This window comes from Helicobacter suis HS1, assembly GCF_026000295.1.
Classification (GTDB): Bacteria; Campylobacterota; Campylobacteria; order Campylobacterales; family Helicobacteraceae; genus Helicobacter; species Helicobacter suis.
On sequence record NZ_AP026769.1, the window covers coordinates 331,780 to 348,824 of the forward strand.

Genomic DNA, 17,045 nt, shown 5'->3' on the forward strand with positions numbered 1-17,045 from the left:
AGTAGGACAATGCAATCTAGGCTCTTTTTGCTAAATTACTCATTTATCTCTAAAAATTTTCAGTCTTTCCTCCACACAATATGCCCATTGATCCCATGTTTTTCATAGACGCTTAAAACCTCCTCTAAAAACGCCACAAGTTCTAATTCGCCTGCTTTTCTTGCACTCTCTAACATGCGAATAAACATCTTTTTACCTGTCTCTGTTTGCCTAAAGTTCTTTTTTAAGAAGTTATGCCGTGAACAAAGTGTTTGCCCATTTTCTAAAGTGGCTTTGCCTCCTAAATCTTTAGGCTTAATATGATCAACATGCAATTCTACCCCCTCTTTTTCACCCGCCCCGCAGATCACACAAGCGTAATTATCACGCTCTAAAATCTGCTTTTTTAAAGACTCACTAAAGTCCTCTAGGTCTATGTGCAGTACCAAATTAGGATCGTAACGATATACTCCCTTAGCAATCTTTTGCAACATTCCCTGCTGGTGCAACTTTCTAATCCCTCTATCTGGATCTCTAAAAACCTTACCTGTGCGTTTTGTATATTCTTGTGTGAGCCAATCTACAATTTCAGGGTGGGCAATATCTCTATTAGGGTTTGCTTTAAAAAACTCCATAATCAAATCATGCTGGCTAATTTGCATCTTCTATCATTCTTAAAAAGCGCTGTTTAGAAAGTTCACAATAAGTAGGGTCTAGTTCGATACCCACAAAGTTGCGCTGATTAGCATAAGCCTCTAGCATAGTTGTTCCGCTCCCACTAAAAGGATCACAGATCACATCTCCTATAAAAGAAAAGAGCTTGATACAGCGCCTAGGCAACTCTCTAGGAAAGGGGGCGGGGTGGCCGATGCGTTTAGCAGATTCTCCATTAAAGCTCCAAAGTCCATTAGTCCAGGCAATAAACTCCTCTTTGCTCAGATCACTAACACCCTTGTGCTGTTTTTTCCACACCTCTTTATAAAAAATCACAATGAGCTCGACCGGAGCAATCACATAGGGCGCAGAAGCACTAAGCCAGCTCCCCCATGCTGTGCGCCTAGAGACATTGCCCTCATTCCAGATGATGCTACTATGATAGCACCACCCCATCTTTTTAGCTAAACTAATGATGTCTGCTCCCACACTTTGTTGTCCGCCCTTGTTTTTATCTAAGGGAATGTTTAAGCACAAGCGCCCACTTTTCTTAGCCCATGCATAACAATTAGCCAAGTAATGCGCGCTAAAGTCTAGGTACTCTTGATAATCCTGACTATCATCACTGCCATTATAAGCCATACCCACATTATAGGGCGGGGAGGTGATGATGCAATCTAGGCTTTGCTCCTCTAACACTAAATAATCAAGTGCACTAGCTTGGTATAAAAGGAGGCGATCATGGGCAAAAAAGGGGGGCATTAATCTTACGCTTAAGATTTTAAACTAAGCCCTAGGTCCAATCATTTTTTCAGGCACTACAAATTTCTCAAAATCCTCTGCGCTTAAGAGCCCTAACTCTACTGCTGATTCTTTAAGACTAATACCCTTTTTATGGGCGTTTTTTGCCACTTTAGCCGCGTTTTCATAGCCAATATGGGGGTTGAGTGCGGTTACTAGCATTAAAGAGTGGTGCAAGTAATAATCTATCTTGTCTTTATTAGGTTGGATACCTTGTGCGCAGTGCAGATCAAAGCTAAGCATGCTATCGCTTAAAAGGCGCAAACTTTGCAAGAAATTGTAAATGATCACGGGTTTAAAGACATTGAGTTCAAAATTGCCTTGAGAAGCAGCAAAGCCAATGGCTGCATCATTGCCCATCACTTGCACAGCAACCATCGTTAAAGCCTCACACTGGGTAGGATTGACCTTGCCGGGCATAATGGAGCTTCCCGGCTCATTTTCTGGAATAGATAATTCGCCTAAACCACAGCGTGGTCCGCTAGCAAGCCATCTAATGTCATTGGCAATTTTCATTAAATTAGCCGCAAGGGCTTTAAGCGCTCCGTGGGCAAAAGTAATGGCGTCATGGCTACTTAAAGCATGGAATTTATTAGGCGCGCTTTTAAAAACCTGACCGGTATCTTGGCTAAGCTGTTTAGCAACCTTTTCTGATAACTGAGGGTGGGCATTAAGACCTGTGCCTACTGCTGTGCCCCCGATGGCTAACTCTCTTAGCCCCTCTAAACTCTGCATAATCTGTTCTTTAGAGTGCTTAAGCATGCTTGCATACCCGCTAAACTCCTGCCCTAGAGTTAGAGGCGTGGCATCTTGTAAATGGGTGCGCCCGATTTTAATGATCTCGTCAAAAGCTTGGCTTTTGCTCTCAAGGGTAGCGTGCAATTTATCTAAGGCGGGTAAAAGGGTTTGTGTGATTTCTAGCACGCTGACAATATGCATAGCTGTTGGGAAAGTGTCATTAGAACTTTGCGACATGTTCACATCATCGTTAGGGTGAATCAGCTTTTTTTCTCTAAAATTGCCCCCTAGAATCTCTGTGGCGTAGTTGGCAATCACCTCATTCATGTTCATATTAGTTTGCGTACCACTCCCTGTTTGCCAAATGGCTAGGGGAAACATCCCCTCTAGCTTGCCCTCTAAAATGGCATTACAGGCCTTAATAATGGCCTCTGATTTTTCTTGACTCAGTTTGCCTAAATCGTGGTTGACCTTAGCTAGGGCTTTTTTAAGTTTAGCAAAGGCAAAAATAAGCTCTGGGGGCATTTTTTCTGTGCCGATCTTAAAATTTTCATAGCTTCTTTGGGTTTGCGCGCCCCAGTACTTGCTATTTTCTACTTTAACCTCGCCCATAGTGTCATGTTCAATTCTATAATCCATTTTCAATCCTTTATGTTAAAGATAGGCAACTCTAACACAAGAAGGGTTAATTTACAGAAATTTTACGCAAGTGTGCTTGAATACCTTTCCACCTTAATGGAAAGGAGATGACATGAAAAAACTAGGTTCTTTGTTTCTGGCATGCACTCTGGCCCTTGGGGGTCTGCAAGCTTGGGAATTAACAATTAAGGCCAAAGGAGCAGAAGTGGCTCGTGAAGTGCCCAAATGCTAAAGACATTTGGGCTTCCTAGGCTGATGTTGCCCGTAGGGAGAGTTTGGTTCTCACTCTGTGTCCCTATAGTAGGGATTTTACAGAGTTTGAGCTCCAACGCATTCCCTACAGGTCTCACACATCATATCTCCAAAGGCGTAACTTCCGACACTTCCTGCCGTAGATACGAATGTATGGGGACATTATACCACAAATTAGTGGCATTCATCCCACCCGCTAAAGACGAGTGGGATTTCTGCCAAAGAGTCTTAAAGCGGATAAAAATTTAGTGGACGGGGATAATAAATTTGATTTAGTGCCCACCCTTGGAGGTAGGGTTTTAAAAGATGCACACATTAAATTAAGTTTTGAAGTGCCTGAAATGCCCGGTATGGCTGCAATGAATAAAGAGGCACAAGTAAGAGAAAAAGACGGCATTTATCACGCAGAGGTCAATTTACCCATGAATGGGCCTTGGCAAATTAAAGTACAAGTTAGAACGAAAGAAGGCAAAATTTATCAAGGTGAAGGTAGCGTAGACATTCTTACGCATGGTGTTATTCTTAGTTCTAACACGATAAAGGGACTTTCCACAAATTCTACACAAACACACCCTAGAATGCAAACTCATCATTAAATTATGAGGAGCTTACATGAAAAAACTAGGTGCTTTGTTACTGGCATGCGGTTTAGCCTTTGGGAGCTTGCAAGCTTGGGAATTAAAAATTAAGGCTAAAGAAGCAGAAGTGGCACTCAAGGCAGATAAAAAACTAGTGAGTGGTAATAATGAGTTTGATTTAGTGCCCACTCTTGGAGGTAAGGAGCTAAAAGGCGCCTCTATCAAGTTGAGTTTTAAAATGCCTGAAATGCCGGGTATGGCCGCGATGGATGAAAAAGCGCAGGTAGAAGTGAAAAATGGCGTCTACCATGCTAAGGTCAATTTGCCCATGAGCGGTACTTGGCAAATTAAATTACAAGTCAAAACTAAAGAGGGAAAGGTTTATAAAGGCAAAGGTAGCGTGGATATTTAACCATGCGTTTCTCTCTAATTTTTGTTTGTATTCTCTTAAATATTCTAGCTGGCTCACAAAGCCGGTTAGACCTAGAGAGTATCTACAATAAATATTTACATAAAAACGCCAAGCTTGAAAGTTTAGAGGCACAGATTTCTAGCCTGCAAGCCCAAGCTAGGGCGGCATCTCGCTGGGATAATCCTATTTTGTATGTAGCCTATAACAACGCCAATGTGAATGATTACTTCGTTTTAAACGGCGAGTTTAACGGCATGTTTAACTTTATGCAAAGCATCAGCGTGGGGCTATCCCAAAAATTTGATGTGAATGGTAAGCGGCATACTAAAAAGCAAGTGATTGATTTAGAGAGCCAAAAAAAGCTTTTAGAACTCCAAAAACTCAGACAACAAATTGCCATTAATATTTTAATCAATGCTATTAATGTTTATAAAAATACCCAAAAATTGACCTTACTCAAAGAGGCATTGGGTAACTTAGATAGTTTGTTATATAAGGCCATGCACTCTAGTAGCCCAGATGCCATTGCGATTGCTAAAATTGAAGTGCTTAAATCCCAATTACAAATCAAACAAAGCGATTTAGAAGACGCGCTAGATAATAACAAGATTAGTATTAGCGAATTAACCTTTAACCAAAGTGATCTTTTAAGCCTTGCGCCTAGCGCGCTTGTTTTTAATCCGGATGAGGAATTAAAGGCGATCATGAGTACTAACCGCGAGATTAAGATCGCAGATTTACAAGATAGCCAATCTCTTAAAAACATTACGCTAGCTAGAAAAGGCTTTTTAGATGACATCAATGTAACCGCTAACTACCTCTTCAGACGGCACATCTTTGATATGTTTACCGTTGGTATAGCTATTCCTCTACCTCTTTATGGCAAACAAAGTAACACCTTACAACAAAAGAAAGAGGAACATTTAGTGGCTCTTAAAGAAGTAGAAAATACCAAAAATAGAGTGATGCACACAGCTAAAAAATTGCTTAAAAGAATCGCACAGCTACAAAGAAATCTAACCAGCATTGATCAAATTTTAAAAGCCAATGGGCATATTGTACAAATTTATGCGAATAATTTACCCTCTTCAACAGATTACAACACCTATTACAGCGCCTTTAACGATGAGATTAATACACAGCTTTCTAAAATTGATACCCAAAGCGAGCTTTCTACAACTTATTTGAATTTAGAGAATCTCAAAGGGCTTTGGTGATACCGCGGTTATGGGGGGTGGTTTTATTATGTTGTTTGTTGCAGGCTAAGGGGGGGGATAGCATTAAGGTGATGCTTAAAGAGATCACTCCCTTTAGGCAGTATTATGCGCTCTTAGAAGCAGATGAAACTAAAGTTTTTTCTTATAATATCCGTTTTGATGGCTATGTTGAAAAACTCTATGTGAATCAAACCTACCAAAACATCAAGGCCGGGGATAAGCTTTTTAATATTTATTCCCCCTCTCTTATTAGCGTGCAAAGCGAATTGCTCTCTTCTGTGCGCTTTAATAAACAAGTAGATCAAATGCGCGAAAAATTGCGTCTTTTAGGCGTTCCTACCTATGAGATTGACAATATCATTAAAACTAAAAAGATTAAAAATAATATTGATATGCGCGCGCCTTTTAGCGGGGTGATCTTTACTAAAAATATCAACGAAGGTGGGTTTATCAAAAGCGGGGCAGAGATTTATAAAATCATTGATCTGCGTTCGTTATATGTGTTAGCTAAGGTCAATCAAGAGGATTTAGATTTTGTACGCCACCTTTCTAAAGCTAGTATATCTATTGAGGGGGTTTCTGGAGTTTTTCCCTTAAAATTTGATCGCATTAACCCCTTCATCGGAGCACAGGATAAAATGGTACAAGTACGCTTTATCCTAAATAATCCTGCTCTAATTTTTTTCCCTAACATGTTTGCTAGGGTGAGTATCTACCAACAGGCTAGAAAAATGCTAGTCTTGCCTAAAGAAGCAGTGCTAGTTAAAAATGATAAAACTATCGTCTTTAAAAAAGAAGACGGGGATTTTACCCTCACACCGATTAAGGCCAAACGAAATAGCGATGGGAGTTATGAAATTTTAGAGGGGCTAAAGGCAGGTGATGAAGTTGCCAAAAACGCCCTCTTTATTTTAGATGCGGATGCGATTAATAACGGGGATGAGTGATGATTAATGCGCTAATCTCTTTGAGCATTAAGAATAAATTAGTCGTTGTAATGGTGGTTTTTCTACTTTTTTTGATCTCACTTTGGGCTATGAAAAACACCCGTTTAGATGCCTTGCCTGATCTCTCGCCTACTCAGGTGGTGGTACAAGTAAGTTATCCTAACCAAAGCCCAGAGGTGGTACAAGAGCAGGCGGTTTATCCTTTGGTGTCTAATTTAATGGGCATTGCTGATGTAGAGACTGTGCGCGGGATTGCTAGCTATGAAACCGGTTTGATTTATATCATCTTTAAAGACGGCGTGGATTTGTATTTTGCCCGCGATCGCGTCTCTGAGCAAATGGCACGAGTGAAATTGCCCCCAGAGGCTAAAGTGGAAATGGGTAGCGATTCTACCTCCATTGGTTGGGCTTACCAGTACGCGCTTAAAAGTAAAACTAAAAATCTAGCCGAACTTAAAACCCTGCAAGATTTTTACTACCGCTACGCACTTTTAGGAGTAGATGGGGTAAGTGAGGTTGCTAGTGTGGGGGGCTTTGAGAAGAACTACGAGGTAACTATCAATAATGACGCGCTGGTCAAATACGATCTAAGCATAACAGATGTGATCAATGCCATTAAAAAATCCAATCAGGATACAGGGGGAGGGATCATCTTAGAAAATGGATTTGAAAAGATTATCCATGCACAAGGTTATACTAAAGGCCTGAAAGACTTAGGAGAGATCGTACTCAAAGCGCCTAATCGCACGCCTATTAAATTAACAGACATCGCAACAATCAACTTCACGCCTAAACCGCGGCGCTCGGTGGCTAATCTTAATGGTACAGATGAGGTGGTGGGCGGAGTTGTGATGGTGCGCTACCACGCAGATACCTACAGCATTTTAGAGCGTATCAAACAAAAAATCGCGCGTTTGCAAGAGGGCGATCCGGATGTGCAAATTGTACCTGTCTATGATCGTAGTGAGCTTATTAAAAAGGGTGTAGAGAATTTGATCCACACACTCATAGAGGAGAGCATCACGGTCTTAGTCATCATTGCTATTTTTTTATTGCACTTTAGAAGTGCGCTAGTGGTGATCATCACGCTACCTTTGTGTGTGTGCCTGAGCTTTTTACTCATGCACTTTTTTAACATTGAGGCTAGCATTATGAGCTTAGGCGGCATTGCTATTGCCATTGGGGCTATGGTGGATGCAGCCATTGTAATGGTAGAAAATGCCCACAAACACTTAAGCCATGCCAATATCCAAAATGATGAGGAGAGGCAAGGGGCTATTATTGAAGGGGTCAAACAGGTAGGACCGGCGATCTTTTTTGCGTTGATGATCATCGTGGTTTCTTTCTTGCCCATCTTTGATTTAAGCGGTCAGGAAAAACGGCTCTTCTCGCCTTTAGCCTACACTAAAACCTTTGCCATGCTAGTTGGGGCATTGCTTTCTATTAGCATCGTGCCTATTTTAATGCTCTTTTTTATCAAGGGCAAGATTGTAGAAGAGTCTAAAAATCCTATCAATGCTTTTTTCATTAAGATTTATGGGGTGTGTTTGACCTTTGTGTTGCGCTTTAAATATGTCTTTTTAGCGCTAAGTGTACTGGGTTTAGGTGGGCTTTATTTTGTGTATAAAAGGCTTAACTGGGAGTTTATCCCCTCTATTAATGAGGGCGTGGTGATGTATATGCCAGTAACGACTAATGCCGTAGGCATTGATACGGCCAAAAAATATTTAGAGGAGACTAATAAGCGCATTAAGGCTATCCCTGAAGTCAAGCAAGTTTTTGGCAAAGCCGGCCGGGCTAATAGTAGTAGCGATAGCGCGGCTCTTTCCATGCTAGAAACCTATATTGAGCTTAAACCCAAGTCTGAATGGCCTGAGAAAATCACCTACAAGCAACTTAGGAATAAATTAGAGCAAGCTTTGCAGTTAAAAGGCCTCGTTAATTCTTGGACCTATCCTATCCGTGGGCGTATTGACATGCTTTTAACAGGAATTCGTACGCCTCTTGGCATTAAACTGTATGGCAAAGACCCCTATTTATTACAAGATTTAGCGATCCAAATGGAGCAAAAATTAAAAACTCTCCCTGAGTCTCTTTCTGTTTTTGCGGAGAAATCTAATAATGGCTACTATCTCAATGTTGACTTGCGCCAAGAAAAACTAGCTGAATATAACATCACCAAAGAGAGTGTTTTAAATATGATTTCTTATGGCGTGGGCGGGGCGCGGGTCTCAACTTTAATTGATGGGGTGGAGAGTTATCCTATTAGCGTGCGCCTTAAAGATGTAGAGCGCGATAACATAGAAAGCCTAGATAATCTTTATATCAAAACGCCCTTTAGCTATGTGCCCTTAAGAGAATTTGCCCGCGTTTATTATGAAAACGCTCCTGCGGTGCTTAAAAGCGAAAAGGGCTTGAGCGTGCATTTTATTTACATCGTGCCTAAAAATGGGGTGAGCTCAGAGACTTACCGCCAAGCGGCTATGAAAGCCTTAGAGAGTGTGAAATTACCCACGGGCTATTATTACGAATTTTCTGGGGAGAGTCAGTATTTAGATGAAGCCTTTGCTACCCTTAAATACATTGTGCCTATAAGCATTTTTATCATTTTTCTTTTAATTGTCTTTGCACTTAAAAATACGATTAATTCCTTACTCTGCTTTTTTAGCCTGCCCTTTGCTTTTTTAGGCGGATTAGTTTTTATGAATATCATTGGCCTAAATTTAAGCATTGCTGTTTTGGTGGGCTTTTTAGCGCTTTTGGGTGTGGCCTCTGAGACGGCTATTGTGATGATTATCTATTTAGAGGACGCCTACCAAAACTTTTTAAAACAAAGTGAACAAACCAGCGCGCGTTTAAAAGAGGCGATTATGCATGGGGCAGTGCAGCGGGTGCGCCCTAAACTAATGACCTTTTTTAGCATTTTGGTTTCTTTGATCCCTATTATGTACTCTCATGGTGTAGGCTCTGAGATCATGCACTCCATTGCTGCTCCCATGTTAGGTGGCATGATCACTAGCGTAGTGCTCACCCTTTTTATTATCCCTACAGCGTATTTTGTGATCAGAAATGCCGGGTTAAAGAAGGACTTTTCAGCGTCATAGAGAAAAAACCCAGCCTCAAAGTTAATTATGGTTAGGGCGTGCTCTTTACAAAGCATTTTGTTTTGGAGGGCGTGGTGTGAGTCCTTATTTTAACAAAGTATTAAATGTTGCAGATTGTGCTGTGAAGGACTTAGTCTTAATCAAGCCATTAAGGCATTATGCTAGAAAGTTAGGCGCTTTCAATTTAGTGGTATTGCAGGCCTTGCTAATTGTGCTAATATGATCGCGCTTTGCGGTGAGTGCTAAGCGCATTTTAATGCTACTTTATGCATCCTACCTTTGCTAATGGCACTGAGATTATCTAGCTTATCACCCTGCCCTTTAGTAAACTTAATAAGGCTATCAAGGGCTTTTTCTGTGCTATTGTGCGCATCTCTTAGCCCTAATTTCTTAACATCTTTTAGGGTCTGTTTCATAGTCGCATAATCATTTAGCGCGGTGTTGTAGAGTTCTTTGTATTGATCTACTTTATTTTTAGGGAGTTGTTCAAATAAGTTATCAATGCCTGCTTTAATGTCTCTTCTTAAAAACCCTTCTAAAGCTCTATTGATATAATCTTTAAAGTTAGGGTCTTTAGTATTCTTGTGATAAGCATTAAGGAGCTTAAGAGAGCTATTGAGTTGTCTAAAGTTCACCCCTGCAGGGTTATAAATGTTTTTCTCAATCACATTTAAAAAGCCTTTAGCCTCTTGATCTAAACCTTGATCTTTTAACTCGGCTTTAAACTGGTTAAAACTTAATCCATTGGCTTTATTCTCTGGGTTTAGTGTGGTCTTAATATCGTTTGTTAGCACCGCTGGGATTGTTTTGTCTATAGCGTCGTTATAACTTTCCTTAGTGCCTTTTTCTAGATCATCAAAGATTGCCTTTATATCGCCCTTATTTAGCTGGAGATTTTCAAGCTGTTCTTTTAGGTTTGCTGTAGTCTTGTTTAGAATACTTTTAAGGGTGTTATGGGCTTGTACACTGCTATTTGCCGCTTCAGTTAGAAAGGCTAATAAATTCCCGCTCTCATCGGCTCTAATAGCCCTAATAAAGCCCTCTTGTCTCTCTGTATGTGTGGGCAAAGTTAGAATATTATAAGCACTATCAAAGGCTTTAAGCGCCCCGCTATCCTCCCCAAAACTACTTGCTATTTTCTCTCTTAGTGGGCTTTTAGCATTTTCAAATTTAGTCCCACCTCCAAAGCTTTGCCCAAATTCTTTTAAGGCCTGTTCTTGTTCTGGAGTGTAAACCTGATTGATAAGTCTTTGTGCGGCTCTATCATTTCCACTCATTGCCCGCTTAAGTGTGCCCACTACGGGTAGATAATCACTAGCTCTACCTAAAGCTTTAGGTAAGTCTGTGGCTTTACTAATTGCTTTAGCCGCTCCTAAAAAGGCAACATCACCCACTACACTTAATAACCCCTCTTGTGTGGCATGTTTGATTGTTTCGTTGAAGTTTTGATCGCGGTTTAGCACAAAATTAGTTAGGGCTGCATCACCTGCACCTCCAACAAATGCCCCAATTGCTCCGCCTGCAATAGTGCCTACTAATCCGCCTCTGCTGCCTCTGCTTGCCCCCTTAGCTGCGCCTACTAGACTGCCTACTAAACTCCCTGTTATACTGCCTGCATTGGCTGCAATAATGTTTTTAAAGTTATCAAAGAAACTATCATTAACTTTATAGGTTTTGTTATCTTTAATGGCGTAAATCTCGCCCTTGTTGCTAAACTCTAAGTTATCAAACCCTAAACCTTTAGCAATATCTGTTGCGCCTTTTCTATATTCTGCCACTTCTTTAGGATCACTCCCAAAGATCAAACTAGCTACACTTTTACCGGGTGCGATATTGTCATACAGCGTTATGGCCTTTTGGAGGTCTTTAGTGATCGCTTGAGATTTTAAATTTTCTTGATATTCCTTTAAGTCCTCGTTTTCATCTTTGAATAAGCTATTAAAGTAATTCGTTAAGATGTTTCTATCGCGATAGATTTGGCTTTTCTGTTCCTGACTTAAGTCTTTAGCATTCTTAACTTTTAAAATACTTTGGCGGGTGATTTCTGCCTTGTATTCTCTAGCGCCTTTGTTGAGGCCGTTTAGACTTAATAACATGCCATTTGGTGAGCGTCATTTAAGTATCCCCTTAGTATCATATAATATGTAGTCTAAATCGGGGGTAGTGTTTTTTTGAAAAAGATTGTAATCGATGTAACCGTCCTTTTAGAAGATCTGACAGGTCTTGGGTACTATACTCTGAATTTAGTTCAATCTTTAGAGAAGCATTTTGAAAATAGAGATGATATAACAATCAAGCTTGTTGCCCAAGACAAGCTTTATAATCTCGCATTTTTTGGTAGTTCTGCGTTTTTTAGTGACCCTGTGTTTTTTGATAGTCTCACAGAATTTGAGCAGCAACATCCCCTGCAAGACACTAATCGCGTTTCTGAAAAATTAACCCAACATGCCAAGCCACACATTTTGAGGCGCATTCTGGGTAAAATTTATCGCTCACGATAACGATGTCTATGCACTTGCTGGAATAGAGGATCAAAGGCTATGAAGTTGAGTTAGCTCTTGTTTCTAATAAAAGTGCAGTCATAGCTCCTATTGAGGTAGCTTTAAATGGCTGATATACTAGAGACTACAGCAAAAGAAGCTGAGAGACTGCTATTGCAAAACGGCTTTACTTTTGCTAGACAAAAAGGTAGCCATAGAATTTACTTAAAAGGTGAGATCAGACAGGTTTTACCCTTTCATTCTGGTAAAACTCTGCACCCTAAAATAATAAAACAGATCATGGAAAACATGCTTAAATGAAGTCTAGCGAAGTCTTAAAGATTTTAAAAATATCCCGTGTTACTCTTTGGAAGTATGTTAAAAGCGGAAAGATACGCGTAAAAACTGAGCCCCATTCTTTTTCTATGAAAATCGATAACGATGTCTATGCACTTGCTGGAATAGAGGATCAAAGGCTAAATGTGATTTATGCTAGGGTGAGCACTAACAAGCAGAAACAAGACTTGCAAAATCAAATGGATAATAATCTTGCTTTCTTGAATGCTAAAGGGATTTCTGTAGATAAAATCTACTCTGATATTAAAAGTGGCATGACCTTAGATCGACCCGGTTTTATGCAACTTCTTTCTGATGTGATGGATTATAAAATCAAGGCGGTTTATGTTTCTTATAAAGACAGACTAGCTAGACTAAGCTATGAATTGGTAGAAAAGCTATTCACGAGTTATGGAACTCAGATTATCATCATTAATCAATGCAAGTCTAAAAGCTTAGAACAAGAACTCTTTGAGGACATCATGCAAACAATCCATTCTTTTTCTATGAAAATGTATTCTAAACGAAGGATTGCTAAGAAACTCTTGATAGAGAGTAAGGCTAATCCTGATCTCATTAATGCACTTAATGGTGAAACAGATGATTTTAACTGAACGCCACATTATCAAGCCCAAGCACCCTTGCTTTGCTAGTATTAAGAATTTCTGTCATCTGTCTAAAAATCTCTACAACTATGCTAATTTTATTCTAAGAGAGCATTACTTAGCAGGATTTAAGCTCCCTACCCCTTATGATCTTATTAATCGCTTTGTTAAAGAAAACCAGAGAGATTATAGAGCAATGCCAGCCCAGAGTGCCCAGCAGGTTATTATGCTTTTATCTAAGAACTGGAAATCTTACTTAAAAGCGATCAAAGCCTACAAGGCTAAACCTTCTAAATTCTTTTCTAAACCTAAAATCCCTAAGTTTAAGCCTAAAAAGGGCGTTTCTATCGGTGTTTTTATAAACCAACAAATCTCACTCACAAAAGGAAACCTCACTAAAATTAAATTCCCTGCAAGAGCCAATCTTAAACGGCTTATCACTAAGGTTAAAGAGACTTCTAGGCTAAAGCAAGTGCGCGTAATTCCTAAAACCACTTGCTTTATCGTGGAAGTTGTTTATGAGCAACCCACAAACAAACCACAAGTTCAAGGCGATGGTATTATGGGTATTGATCTAGGTGTTAACAACTTCGTAACTGCAATAGATAATCAAGCTAGCCCCTTTATTATCAAGGGCGGAGGTGTTAAATCTATCAATCAGTGGTTTAATAAACTCAAAGCCTATTATGCAGCTAAAGCCAAGTTGTCTAACAATTCTTATTGGACTAAAAGACTAGGTGCTTTAACTCTTTGGCAGGATTGTAAGCTAAATGACTTCATGCATAAGGCGAGCGCTTATGTGGTGGGGCATTGTTTGAAAAACTCTATCTCTACCATTGTGATAGGCGAGAATGAAGGCTGGAAACAAAAGCTAGGTCTATCTAAAAGAAATAACCAAAACTTTACTTATATCCCTTATCAATCTTTCCTAGATAAGTTGCGCTACAAATGCGAACTTGCTGGCATTAAGCTGCTCATTACAGAGGAAAGTTGGACGAGCAAGTGCGATCATTTAGCTAACGAGACTATGCAACACCACGAGCAGTATCTAGGCAAACGGGTCAAGCGAGGCTTATTTAAGTCAAGCACTGGTAAATTCTTAAATGCTGACATTAACGGGGCTATTGGTATTCTTAGAAAAGTATTCCCTGACGCGGTGCAAACCCTAAGGGATAGCGGAGTAGTGTTCACCCCTGTAAAAATCTCGTTGGCGTTCTAGAAACACGATGGGAAAATTTACGAAAAATAACTTAAATACCCTTAAATTGGTTAAATGGTTTTTTGGACATTGTTACTTTTACACTTAATATTGCGGGGGAGGATACACATTGTTACAACTTTAGCACCTGCACTTGATAAACCTGAGAAAGTGAAAAAGTTAGTAATGGAGATCGTTAAGGAGGTAGAAACAAGAGGTAAAGACAAACCCGATGGCTATCACAAGTAAAAACTACAACCGCCCTTCTTTAGTGGCGGTGATCCACTAACTGATTGTTATCTATCAAATTTCACTCTGTTATTTGCATTTTCATACTTACCACCCGCTTATATCCCCTAAAAATAGGCTTTTTGTTAATTTTGTTATGGGTTTTACCTTTTGCCCCTGTTGGATTAAATATTTTTTTCAGCCTGTGTGAGATCAACTAATTCTTTGCTTTCAAAATAAACCAAGCTTTTAGCTATTTGCATAACTAACCCCCATAACACATAACAAAAAAGGGCAAAAAGCCCGATAAATAGGGGCTTACAAGAGTGTTTTTTAAATAGTCAAACCCATAACAAGGCAATAAAAAGCCCATAACTGAATAACTAGGGTGAATTGAGGTGTTTTGACATACTTCCCATAGCTAAAGCTAGGGGCTTTACGGCGCAAGTGGTAAAGTCTGGTGAGAGTATCTAAAAGGTTTAGAGGTTGAAAGCGGTTGTGGTGAGTTACAAAGCATTTTAGACTTTTATTTAAAGCTTTTTATTATGAGATGACGCAGGGCTGATGCTATTTTGTGGATTAAGATTACTGACCTGTTGGATTAAATATTTTTTTTCAGCCTGTGTGAGATCAACTAATTCTTTGCTTTCAAAATAAACCAAGCTTTTAGCTATTTGCATAACTGGAAAATTAGAACCTGTGAAAAAGTCAGAGATACCATCCAACCCATCCTTTAAACTGACAGATCCCGTTTTTAGAATTGCAATAATGTCCCTATAATCTTTTATTTCTACCCTATCAACCACAACTTTCAATTTAGTGATTAAAAGAGATTTCATGTCTGCTAGCCGTAAAATACCATCAGGTGTAGTGGTTGGCTGAGCCTTTTTGACAAAATCAAGTTCTCCAAAACAGGATATATGGACATGATTTGCAGTTAAAAATTCAAAAGTGTTGTGATCCTCTTGTAGAACTTCTGCTATTTCTAAGCCGCGTAGGTGTCTTAACACTTCTTTATTTACCTTCTCAGCTGAGAAAAAATCAAAATCAACAGATGTTCTATGCCCTAACTGCAGTGTCAGAGCCGTGCCACCAAATAATACATACCCTTGATCTGTAATCTGTCTTAGATACGGATAAATCTCTAATTGTTCGGGTGGCAATATTTCCTTGTAGAACATTTCTATCCCTTGAATAAGCGGTAGTCTGGGGCGTAATCTTTGAAGCGCACAGGTATGGGTGGGACTTTTATACTACCATAAACAAAGTAATGCCAAAAATACCAATTCTTAGGATTAAACCAACCTGGTTGTGCATTCTTAAGAACATGCTTAAAGATTTTAGAATTGAGTTGGATCAAAACATTAAAGCTTTGCAAACTATTTGCCAAACACATGGCACTAGCAATTAATCTAAAGGGGTGTTTGTTGATAGCATTTTCATAAGTCTCCCACCAAATGTAGTTGTGTTCTGCCAAGTATTCCAAGATTTTTATATCTCTGTGTGTGAAAAGATACTGATACTCCTCTAGCTGTGTCATATCACCACCATATACGGCTAATTTTAAGAATTTTTCTAGCCTTTATAATCGTTACCCAATTGCGCCGTAAAGCCCCTAGCTTTAGCTATGGGGGGTATGTCGAGGCTGATTGCAATTTTTAATGCCACGCATTTATTGTACCTTAAATAATTCCAATTTGAAAATTTTGTAACACTTAAAATATTAAACTCAACCTTATACTTTTTTTAAGCGCCTTTAACCCCAGATCAGCCGTGTATTCTCCAAACCGCTAATCACCTGTCATGCTAAACACACAGCAACAACGGCATTTAATCCCTCTTTTGGGGCTCCGGAGGGCTACTCCCTGTTAAATCACCTACTCCTTGCCTTCAGAGGGTGTGGGGGGTCTTTATGTTGTTGTGTTTGTGATTCACTATCCCTTTGGTACTTACAAACAAAGTCTAAAGCTCTTGTATAAGCCACATCCATAATCTTTTCTTTGCGTTTTTCCAAGATAACTTTTAAAAAATCCCTATGCAGTGTGGATGCTAGGGTATTATCAATGATCGCATGTATCTTTGCCATGTCTATTTTGCCATGGAGCTTTATAAGAGCATTTAGACAATCTTTATTTTCAGTTGTTGTTAGGAAATTAAAGTAGGTAATCCTTTTATCCTTATCATCTTTTAGAGCAGAATAAGGTGAGAATGTCAAATACAGAATAAGCAGGCGATGGACGAACGCGAAAGGGCAGTCCAAAGGGCCATGGAGAATTGCAGAAAAGAACTTGAAAGCCTGAAGTGAAAGCAGTTTTTGAGCGTTTAGCTGATAAATAGTGCTGTATTTGACATTGGAGGAGGCAATCAAAATCCACGGTAGGGTCTTGGATTCAACAAAAAAGGGTTTGGAGGGTCATAGCGAGACGGGTATTGGCTACTTAGCTAGTGCTTTAGAACATATCCAGAATGATGATTTCTACCCTTCCTTTTGTGATAAGCTTGCGCACTTGATGTTTTCTTGTATCAAATTCCACCCTTTTAACGATGGTAATAAGCGCACCTCTATTTATCTTGGAATGTGCTTTTTGGACATCATTTGCAAACACTTTAGAGGATGTGGTAGTTCAGGTTGCAGAGGGGACAATAGATAAGGCAGATTTAAAAAGCATTTTAGAGCAATACTTACAATCTCTTAAACAGGGTAAAATACCCACGCCCGATAATGATCTGCACAACAGGTACTCCCAAGATTCTTCTACACCACAACACAAAGAGCTCCCCACACCCTCCAAAGGCAGGAGCAGGTAATCGTCTTAGAAAAATGTGATATATTTAAGCAACTTAATTAAATTTTTTAAAACTTTTTAAACTTTTATC

The 17,045-nt window shown here is 39.5% G+C and carries 18 protein-coding genes; 11 read left to right on the plus strand and 7 right to left on the minus strand.

Features of this window, described 5'->3' with window-relative positions:
• Window positions 1-59 precede the first annotated feature (59 nt).
• From OO773_RS01865 to fumC, 3 genes are read right to left on the minus strand one after another with little or no spacing between them, the layout of a single operon-like run.
• Entirely contained in the window at window positions 60-641 is a 582-nt protein-coding gene (locus OO773_RS01865) for an HNH endonuclease (RefSeq protein ID WP_006564705.1), read from the minus strand.
• A complete protein-coding gene (locus OO773_RS01870; RefSeq protein WP_006564704.1) occupies window positions 631-1,395 on the minus strand; it encodes a DNA-methyltransferase in 765 nt (254 codons plus the stop codon). Before OO773_RS01870 ends, OO773_RS01865 begins: the two co-directional genes overlap by 11 nt.
• A 24-nt stretch (window positions 1,396-1,419) precedes the next feature.
• The gene (gene fumC / locus OO773_RS01875) at window positions 1,420-2,811 is read right to left on the minus strand and encodes a class II fumarate hydratase (RefSeq protein ID WP_034375862.1); all 1,392 of its coding nucleotides are present in this window, start codon (window positions 2,809-2,811) and stop codon (window positions 1,420-1,422) included.
• 458 nt (window positions 2,812-3,269) lie between these two features.
• On the opposite strand from fumC, the gene OO773_RS01885 reads away from it, so the two are divergent.
• Genes OO773_RS01885 through OO773_RS01905 form a run of 5 tightly spaced genes read left to right on the plus strand, consistent with a single transcriptional unit; the run spans window position 3,270 to window position 9,321 of the window.
• Window positions 3,270-3,659 carry a FixH family protein gene (locus OO773_RS01885; protein ID WP_081370743.1) on the plus strand — a complete coding sequence of 130 codons (390 nt, stop codon included), beginning with the start codon at window positions 3,270-3,272 and terminating at the stop codon, window positions 3,657-3,659.
• A gap of 16 nt (window positions 3,660-3,675) precedes the next feature.
• Window positions 3,676-4,053, plus strand: coding sequence for a FixH family protein (locus tag OO773_RS01890; protein ID WP_034375902.1), 378 nt, complete (start codon window positions 3,676-3,678; stop codon window positions 4,051-4,053).
• Between the two features lie 2 nt (window positions 4,054-4,055).
• A complete protein-coding gene (crdB, locus tag OO773_RS01895) occupies window positions 4,056-5,270 on the plus strand; it encodes a copper resistance outer membrane protein CrdB (protein ID WP_100069278.1) in 1,215 nt (404 codons plus the stop codon).
• Window positions 5,267-6,217 carry an HlyD family efflux transporter periplasmic adaptor subunit gene (locus tag OO773_RS01900; protein ID WP_232048860.1) on the plus strand — a complete coding sequence of 317 codons (951 nt, stop codon included), beginning with the start codon at window positions 5,267-5,269 and terminating at the stop codon, window positions 6,215-6,217. The genes crdB and OO773_RS01900 overlap by 4 nt, the downstream gene beginning before the upstream one ends.
• Window positions 6,217-9,321: an efflux RND transporter permease subunit gene (locus OO773_RS01905; RefSeq protein WP_040499256.1), complete on the plus strand. Its 3,105-nt coding sequence runs from the start codon at window positions 6,217-6,219 to the stop codon at window positions 9,319-9,321. The genes OO773_RS01900 and OO773_RS01905 overlap by 1 nt, the downstream gene beginning before the upstream one ends.
• A 242-nt stretch (window positions 9,322-9,563) precedes the next feature.
• Here the strand turns inward: OO773_RS01905 and OO773_RS01910 are convergent, their stop codons facing one another.
• On the minus strand, window positions 9,564-11,417 hold the full coding sequence (locus OO773_RS01910; protein ID WP_264828646.1) for a hypothetical protein: 1,854 nt from the start codon (window positions 11,415-11,417) through the stop codon (window positions 9,564-9,566).
• A gap of 75 nt (window positions 11,418-11,492) precedes the next feature.
• On the opposite strand from OO773_RS01910, the gene OO773_RS01915 reads away from it, so the two are divergent.
• The 4 genes from OO773_RS01915 to OO773_RS01930 all read left to right on the plus strand — a co-directional run bounded on the left by OO773_RS01915 (window position 11,493) and on the right by OO773_RS01930 (window position 13,961).
• A complete protein-coding gene (locus OO773_RS01915; RefSeq protein WP_264828647.1) occupies window positions 11,493-11,822 on the plus strand; it encodes a hypothetical protein in 330 nt (109 codons plus the stop codon).
• Between the two features lie 105 nt (window positions 11,823-11,927).
• Window positions 11,928-12,122, plus strand: a complete 195-nt coding sequence (locus tag OO773_RS01920; protein ID WP_006564274.1) for a type II toxin-antitoxin system HicA family toxin — start codon at window positions 11,928-11,930, stop codon at window positions 12,120-12,122.
• The gene (locus tag OO773_RS01925) at window positions 12,119-12,751 is read left to right on the plus strand and encodes an IS607 family transposase (RefSeq protein ID WP_264828648.1); all 633 of its coding nucleotides are present in this window, start codon (window positions 12,119-12,121) and stop codon (window positions 12,749-12,751) included. The genes OO773_RS01920 and OO773_RS01925 overlap by 4 nt, the downstream gene beginning before the upstream one ends.
• Complete coding sequence (locus OO773_RS01930) at window positions 12,738-13,961, plus strand: RNA-guided endonuclease InsQ/TnpB family protein (protein WP_176486514.1); 1,224 nt, start codon at window positions 12,738-12,740, stop codon at window positions 13,959-13,961. Before OO773_RS01925 ends, OO773_RS01930 begins: the two co-directional genes overlap by 14 nt.
• A 737-nt stretch (window positions 13,962-14,698) precedes the next feature.
• Here the strand turns inward: OO773_RS01930 and OO773_RS01935 are convergent.
• The 3 genes from OO773_RS01935 to OO773_RS01945 all read right to left on the minus strand — a co-directional run bounded on the left by OO773_RS01935 (window position 14,699) and on the right by OO773_RS01945 (window position 16,254).
• Window positions 14,699-15,349, minus strand: coding sequence for a nucleotidyl transferase AbiEii/AbiGii toxin family protein (locus OO773_RS01935; protein WP_232087201.1), 651 nt, complete (start codon window positions 15,347-15,349; stop codon window positions 14,699-14,701).
• A 2-nt stretch (window positions 15,350-15,351) separates the two neighbouring features.
• Entirely contained in the window at window positions 15,352-15,708 is a 357-nt protein-coding gene (locus OO773_RS01940; RefSeq protein ID WP_050780179.1) for a hypothetical protein, read from the minus strand.
• Window positions 15,709-16,041: 333 nt separating this feature from the next.
• On the minus strand, window positions 16,042-16,254 hold the full coding sequence (locus OO773_RS01945; RefSeq protein ID WP_176485214.1) for a hypothetical protein: 213 nt from the start codon (window positions 16,252-16,254) through the stop codon (window positions 16,042-16,044).
• Window positions 16,255-16,504: 250 nt separating this feature from the next.
• Between OO773_RS01945 and OO773_RS01950 the strand changes: the two genes are divergently transcribed.
• Together OO773_RS01950 and OO773_RS01955 are read left to right on the plus strand one after the other, a co-directional pair.
• Window positions 16,505-16,819, plus strand: a complete 315-nt coding sequence (locus OO773_RS01950; RefSeq protein ID WP_064430158.1) for a type II toxin-antitoxin system death-on-curing family toxin — start codon at window positions 16,505-16,507, stop codon at window positions 16,817-16,819.
• Window positions 16,785-16,976: a hypothetical protein gene (locus tag OO773_RS01955; RefSeq protein WP_167531094.1), complete on the plus strand. Its 192-nt coding sequence runs from the start codon at window positions 16,785-16,787 to the stop codon at window positions 16,974-16,976. Before OO773_RS01950 ends, OO773_RS01955 begins: the two co-directional genes overlap by 35 nt.
• The last annotated feature ends 69 nt before the right edge of the window (window positions 16,977-17,045 follow it).